The sequence below is a fragment of the Nocardia anaemiae NBRC 100462 genome (assembly GCF_001612725.1).
Lineage (GTDB): Bacteria > Actinomycetota > Actinomycetes > Mycobacteriales > Mycobacteriaceae > Nocardia > Nocardia anaemiae.
Genome location: NZ_BDAZ01000109.1, coordinates 1 through 5997 on the forward strand (window position 1 = coordinate 1; position 5997 = coordinate 5997).

The window sequence follows — 5997 nt, forward strand, 5'->3', positions numbered from 1 at the left end:
GAGGCGGTGTGTGCGTTGGCGCGGTAGCGGCGCGGCGAGGTGGCGGTGCGGTCGGCGTGCCCGGCAGTAGTCAGCGCCTCGAGCGCGTTACCGACAGCACCGGAAGAACGCGCCAGGGTTTTCGCGATCTCGCGGGGGGAATGCTCGCAGCCCGGATTGTCTGCCAGTACACCGGCGACCATGCGCCGCAATTCACCATTTCCCAAACGGGCACCGGAAGCGGGTACCGGGGCAGCGGGTGATGTCATTTCGTCTCCTAAATTTCAGGCCCATTAACCGGGATCGTGGCATACGTGTGGCGAGGCCACCAATGGGATTTCGTGAATTCCCCGGCGAATTCCGGGGCACGTCTCGACGCTAGCTCGGCTCACAGCGAGTCCACAACCCGAAAACACACCAATTTCCGAAAATTATCCCGCGAGCCTACATATTCGACAACGCAAGAATGAAATGAAACGCACACAGTCACACCTGGCCGCGACGACGACACCGCCGAAACAATAATGTCTAAATAGAAAGAATGATGGAGAAGGACGGGAGGACAAGGACACGGAGATACCTACAGAGATGAACACCCATCGGCCAGGGGGTCACGAGACCGCCGACGAGCGGCGACGGAGCATGTCTATATAGCTTTGTATATAGACAATCCTCGATGACACCCGCCCGGATATATGCCATCTCACCAGCGGTTTTACCGTGATGGGGTGGCGTGTTTTGACCACACCACCGAACACCACACGGAATATCACCATCGAACACCCCCCGCATCTACCTCTTCAAGATCACGAGAAGTTCTGTACGTTATTCGATATGGCTTCGGAGCCATATCGAATAAGAAATAGGCAACTATTCCGTGCCGCAGAACATATTGTTCGAGAATTTCTACGGGCCGCAACGTGTGGCTATTTGCATTATATACGCAATTTTCGGACCGCGCCCGGTTGGTTAATTCGCGCAATGGCGATCCGGGAGAGGCGATCGTGTTCTTCCCGCGCCTCGTATGGTCGATTCGAGGCCGACTCGAATTCTATTTGATGGTGCGGTGTAGATGTTCGAGGAGTTGGCGTGTTCGGGGGCTCGGGGTCTGGTCGATTTCGGCGAGTTTGTGGGTGAGCAGTGAATAGGTGCGGGTGAGGGCGGCGTGTTCGCCGAGGCGGGCGTGCAGGCTCAGAATGTCTTGCCAGACGGTTTCGTTGTAGGGGTCGATCTCGATGATTGTCTCGAGCAGGCCCAGGGTGGCGCGGGGATCGTTGTCGGCGGTGCGGGCGGCCAGCCAGCCCAGCGCGTTGAGGGCGTCGCGTCGCGCGGCTTCGCGCAGTGGTTCGACCCAGGTGTCGGTGAGGTCGGTGGCCAGGACGGTGGTGGCCAGACCGGCGATCCGCTCGCACGCGGCGGCCTGGTCCTGCTCGCTAGTGGCGCGGCGGCGTTGCGCCACGGCCGCGGTGAACTCCCAATAGTCGACGGTGATCGCCAGGGGTGAGAGCCGGTAGTGCATGTGGTCATCGGCCAGCGGCGCGGTGACCTGGCCGCCGGTCGCGGAGGTGATACCGGTGCGCACACGGCTCAAGGTGTTGGCCAGCGCGGCGGTGAGCTTGGCCGGGGGATTCGCGCCCCAGAGCACATCGACCAGCTCTGTCCTGCTCAGTCCCTCCGGATGCAGGGCGAGCACAGCCAGAACCTCCCGGCTGCGTGGCCGCAACTGGCCCGTGATCTCCACACTCTCACCGCCCTCGGGCGCGCGCCACAAGACCCGGGTCGGCCCGAACACCCTGATCGCCAACACCGGCTCGGCCTGCTCGCGAGACGGGCTCGACGGTGCCGGGTCGTGTTGCAGGGCAGGAGGATCGGCGGCTCGGTTGTCCTCGCGCGGGCGGATCTGCTCTTCGCTGCCGCCCGGTGCGGTGTCGCGGGATGCTGGTACACGCGCGGGAGCGGTATGCGGTCGGGTACGGGCAGCATCGGTATCCGGTTGCGAGCGCGCGGGTCTGGGTGTGGGTGTGGGCGCGGTGGTGGCTGGGTCGATCCGGTACACCGTGGGCGAGGAGGCTGGGCGGCGGGCAGCGATGTCTTGGCGGGTCAGCGGGCGAGTACGCCGAGGCTGGGTGGTGGTGGCCGGTCGCGTCGGGCGTAGTTGCTCGCGCAGGGCCGCGGTGATGGTGCGGGCGGCCGGGAGCAGGTGAGGACCGCGACGTGGCTGGCGAGTCCCGTGCACCAGCGCCACGGCCGAGTCCCGCGCGGCGGGCAGGACTCCCAGCACCGGCAGGGCGAGGGCCGTGGCGAAGTCGTTGTGCGGGCTGTCCCCGATGAGCAGCACACCACGGCGGCGGCAGGACTTGGTGAGTCGCAGGATGCGGCGGGCGGCGCGTTCGGGATCTGTGTGCTCGGGGCGGACCACGACCAGGCAGGCGTCGGCGGCGGCCAGGACCGGCGCGAGGGTCGAATCCGGTTCGAAGGCACCGCAATCGGCGAATATCGTGGCCCCGAGGGTTCGCCAGCCCGGGTGCGCACCGGCCAGTAGCGAGGCGGTCAAGGCGGCGCGGGTCGCGTCGTGGCCTGGTGGTGCGGCCAGCATCGGCACCGCGTTGGGCAGATATTGCATGTGCTCGAGCACCCGGCCGGGCTCGATAGGGGTGTTCGGGTCGAGAGTGCGGGCCAGGCTCGCCCACCCCAGATACGGGTCGGCCCCGACCATGTCGGCGAGCTGCCCGCCTGCGGGGTCGGCCTCCACCACCAGCGCAGCCTCGCGACCGGGCCAGGCTCGGGCCAGAGCCACCGCCGTGGTCGTGGTCCCGGCACGCGGCCCCAGACCCGCGACCGCGATCAGCAGCGGCGCCTGCGAGCCCGAGACCGCCGGTGTCGCCGTCACCAGGACACACTCGTGCCCGCCACGACAGAGTCGGGCGGGCGGATTCGGCGGGCGGGGGTCTGTACTGGCGTCGTGATCATCCCTGCCCCTGGACGTTGCTGATCAGCAGCCCACCGCCCTCACCGGGGCGGGTGTTGATGACCTGGAGATAGTCCACCCGTTGGCGGTCCGGGTGCAGCTCGGCCACGTGGACGTTCGCGGTCGTCTCCGAGATCGGAGTGATCGCCACGCAATGGGTGCTGCCTATCGGGATCGAAGCGATCCCAGCGGCGAGCCCCTCGGCGGTGATCCCGGACTCCGGTGCCAGCAGCGGCATCGCGGCCTCGGCGCTGCGATCGATGTAGTAGGCCGCCTCGAACGCCGCGATCACTCCCGCAACGGTCGCGGTGGTGTCTGCGGGGCGGTCGGTGACCAGGATGCCCGACAACCCGGTGCACGCCCCCTCCGCCGCCGATGTATTGCTCGGCGCTACCGCTGTGGCACGCACTGGATCACCGTTGTCGTGTGCGTCGTTGCCCCATAGGGCCACCACGGCGATCATCGCGGCCACAGTGGCCGCCAGCGCGGCCCACACACGCCCCGGCACCCGATACCCGTCCATGTTCCACAGTGGCCGTGCTACCGCTGTGTCTGCCGCGTCCCGTGTCTGCGGCAACGCCACCAGCCAGCGACCCTGCTGTGCCGATGGTTCCGGACTCGCCTCGACCCCGGTCTCGGAATCGAGATCGGGGTCGGAATCGAGATCGGGGTCGGGGTCGGATACGAGGTGCAGGGCCGGTGCCATTCGCGGCTGCTCGAGCCAGGCCCACGGGTCGGCCTCGCTGGGCTTGGGCTTCTTGCGGATAGTCATTCACCTGCCCTCATTGGGAGTTGTTCTCGGACTGTGTGATTCGCCGGGCCTGCCCGCACCCCGTGGAGGGGGAGTTGTTCGGGGTGCGGGCAGGGTTCCCCGGAGGGGTCTAGGAGTGGGCCGCGTGCTCGGAGTCCGGTGGCACGCGCCCGGTGTTCGGCGGCCGGCGAGTGATGTCCTCGCCCAGCCTGGCGAGGACATCGCTGGTGGCGCCACTCGCGGTGTTGAGGTGGCCGGCGTCGTACTCGCGCCAGCTGACCTCGGTTCCGCGTTGCCGGTAGGCGATGAGGGTGCGACGCCCAGCCTGCACCGGAACGATCGAGTCGGCACTGCCGTGATACAAGTGCAGCGGCATCACGGGTTTGGTGTGGGCGAGGGTTTCCAGCGCCAGGACCCGCCGCCACCACACGTCGTTCCAGGGGTCGGGCCGTCGGCACCAGTGAGCCAAGGGTTGCGGAAACCGTTGCAGCAGTTCGGTTCCGGTGAGGTGTTGCGCTTCGGCGACGGCCTGTATTCCGTCCTCGTTCAGGACGTGGCGCAGCGGGATGTGTTCGTAGGCTCGGGAGAGTCCGATCAGCCCTGCCAGCCCCACTGCCGCGCCCGCGCCCTGGCTGAATGCCGGTGCCAGCGCGGCGAGGTCGGAGGCGACGGCTCCGGCGGCGATTCCGCGTAGATCCAGCTCGGGCGCGTACCAGGGGTGCAGTTCACCGGCGGCGGTGACCGCTCGCCCACCGTCGGCGTATCCCCAGGCCACGACCGGCGCGACCGGAGTACCGAGGTCCGCACCGCGATAGACCGCGCGCGCGAGATCGAGCACGATCCGTGCCCCGGCGCGGGCGGCGAGGAAGGTATGCGGCCCGGCACCGGTGAGGCCGAGTCCTTCACCGTCGGGCACTGCCACCACCCACCCTCGCTGCAAGGCCGCTTCGATCCCGGCGGTGTCGGGTTCGGCGCCGATCGCCAGCAGCTTCGAGGGCGCGCACACCCCGCCGAGTCCGCGAAACTCCGGGCAGTGCACCAGGATCGCGGTGGCACCAGGGGCGGCGACCGTCTCGGGGATCAGCACGATCCCCGAGGCGGGGATGAGTTCGGAGCGGGAATTGGTGGAGACGTAGATGATCTGCCACGCTCCCGCCGCCGAAGTCAGTTGCGGCACGAACACCGGCCGCGTCCGCACAAGGTCCCCGGAATGGCGGCCGTCGAGGGTCGGGATGTCGTAGAACTCGCTGTTCATTGGTGCGCTGTTCACGGGTGCCTCCCGGCGAGGTCGTGGGCGAGTGCGGTCATCCACGCGATCCCGCTGGCGAGTTGTCCGGCGGAGGCGTACCCGGTGTGACGGCCGACCAGGTCGGAGTATCGAAGCCACACAGCCGGATTCATCAGATCGGCGTTGTCGGCGACCAACTGCCCCCACGCGCCCGACAACTGGGCGGCCAGTTTCGGCAACTGCCCGACCGGGTCCCCGGCCACGATCCCGGTGATCTGTGCCCACCGGGCCGTCACGGCGGCCGTCTCCTCCGGGGTCGGAGGTGGGGTGCGGGGGTCGGCGGCAGTGGTGAGCCGCTCGGCGAGGCTGGCCTCGGGCATGTAGTCGACGCCGCCGGGGCCGGTGCGGAAGTCGTGGTTCACCACAGTGGTCCAGGCGTCACCGAGCACGCCCGAGAGCAGTGTCTGGATCGAGCCGAGCGCTGCTAGGGGATCACGCAGGTCGGCCTGGGCGGCGATCTCGGCGGCCATCCGCAACAACGCGGCGCGATCCGGTGCCGCGCAACTCAAGTCACCCTCGACACAGATATCGGCCACCCGACCGGTCAACGCGCCGTAGCCGACGCCGTCACCAGTGGCGATCCCGCTCCCGGACGCGGGCGCGGTGGTGATCGCCACCCCCGACACCGCCGCCCCTTCTGTGCCCGGAGCGGGGTCCGGGGTGAGTTGTCCAGGGCGACCGGGGAACACAGGCGATCCCGGGGCGCGATCAGGATCGGAATAGAGCGCGATACCCGCGATCCGCTCGGGTCCGACCGGTCCCTCGCCCGCGCCGACAGCTCGCGCGAATTCCGACACCACTTGCGCGCCTTGGGAATACCCGACCCCAGCCAAAGCGGTGTCCGGGCACGCGGCGGCGATACGGTCAGCGGCGGCCTCGAGCGCGGCGACACCGGCGCGGACCGAGTCCGCGTAGGCGTCGGAGCCGCCGCCGGTGCCCACCGCGCCCCCGAACCCGGCGGGATAGGCAATGTAGCTGCGCTGCACCAGATCCGGGACAGCGGCCACCACC

4 protein-coding genes and 1 pseudogene are annotated in these 5997 nt (G+C 68.3%); all 5 read right to left on the reverse strand.

The window, feature by feature from the left end; translation table 11 throughout:
- Nucleotides 1-248 (reverse strand): annotated as a pseudogene (locus NA5_RS38500) (AAA family ATPase); the annotation flags it as partial.
- A 782-nt stretch (nt 249-1030) separates the two neighbouring features.
- A complete protein-coding gene (locus NA5_RS38505; protein ID WP_062993968.1) occupies nt 1031-2869 on the reverse strand; it encodes a BTAD domain-containing putative transcriptional regulator in 1839 nt (612 codons plus the stop codon).
- Nucleotides 2870-2945: 76 nt separating this feature from the next.
- Nucleotides 2946-3719 (reverse strand): DUF8176 domain-containing protein, encoded by a 774-nt coding sequence (locus NA5_RS38510; protein WP_062993969.1) that lies wholly within the window; start codon nt 3717-3719, stop codon nt 2946-2948.
- A 109-nt stretch (nt 3720-3828) separates the two neighbouring features.
- Nucleotides 3829-4968: a lipase family protein gene (locus NA5_RS38515; protein ID WP_157110902.1), complete on the reverse strand. Its 1140-nt coding sequence runs from the start codon at nt 4966-4968 to the stop codon at nt 3829-3831.
- The coding region (locus tag NA5_RS38520; RefSeq protein ID WP_084484744.1) for a cutinase family protein at nt 4965-5997 on the reverse strand (1033 nt) is incomplete at its 5' end. The genes NA5_RS38515 and NA5_RS38520, both read right to left, overlap by 4 nt.

Excerpts from the sequence above, each read along its gene's own strand:
- NA5_RS38510 (WP_062993969.1), bottom strand. The coding sequence starts at position 3,719 with ATGACTATCCGCAAGAAGCCCAAGCCCAGCGAGGCCGACCCGTGGGCC.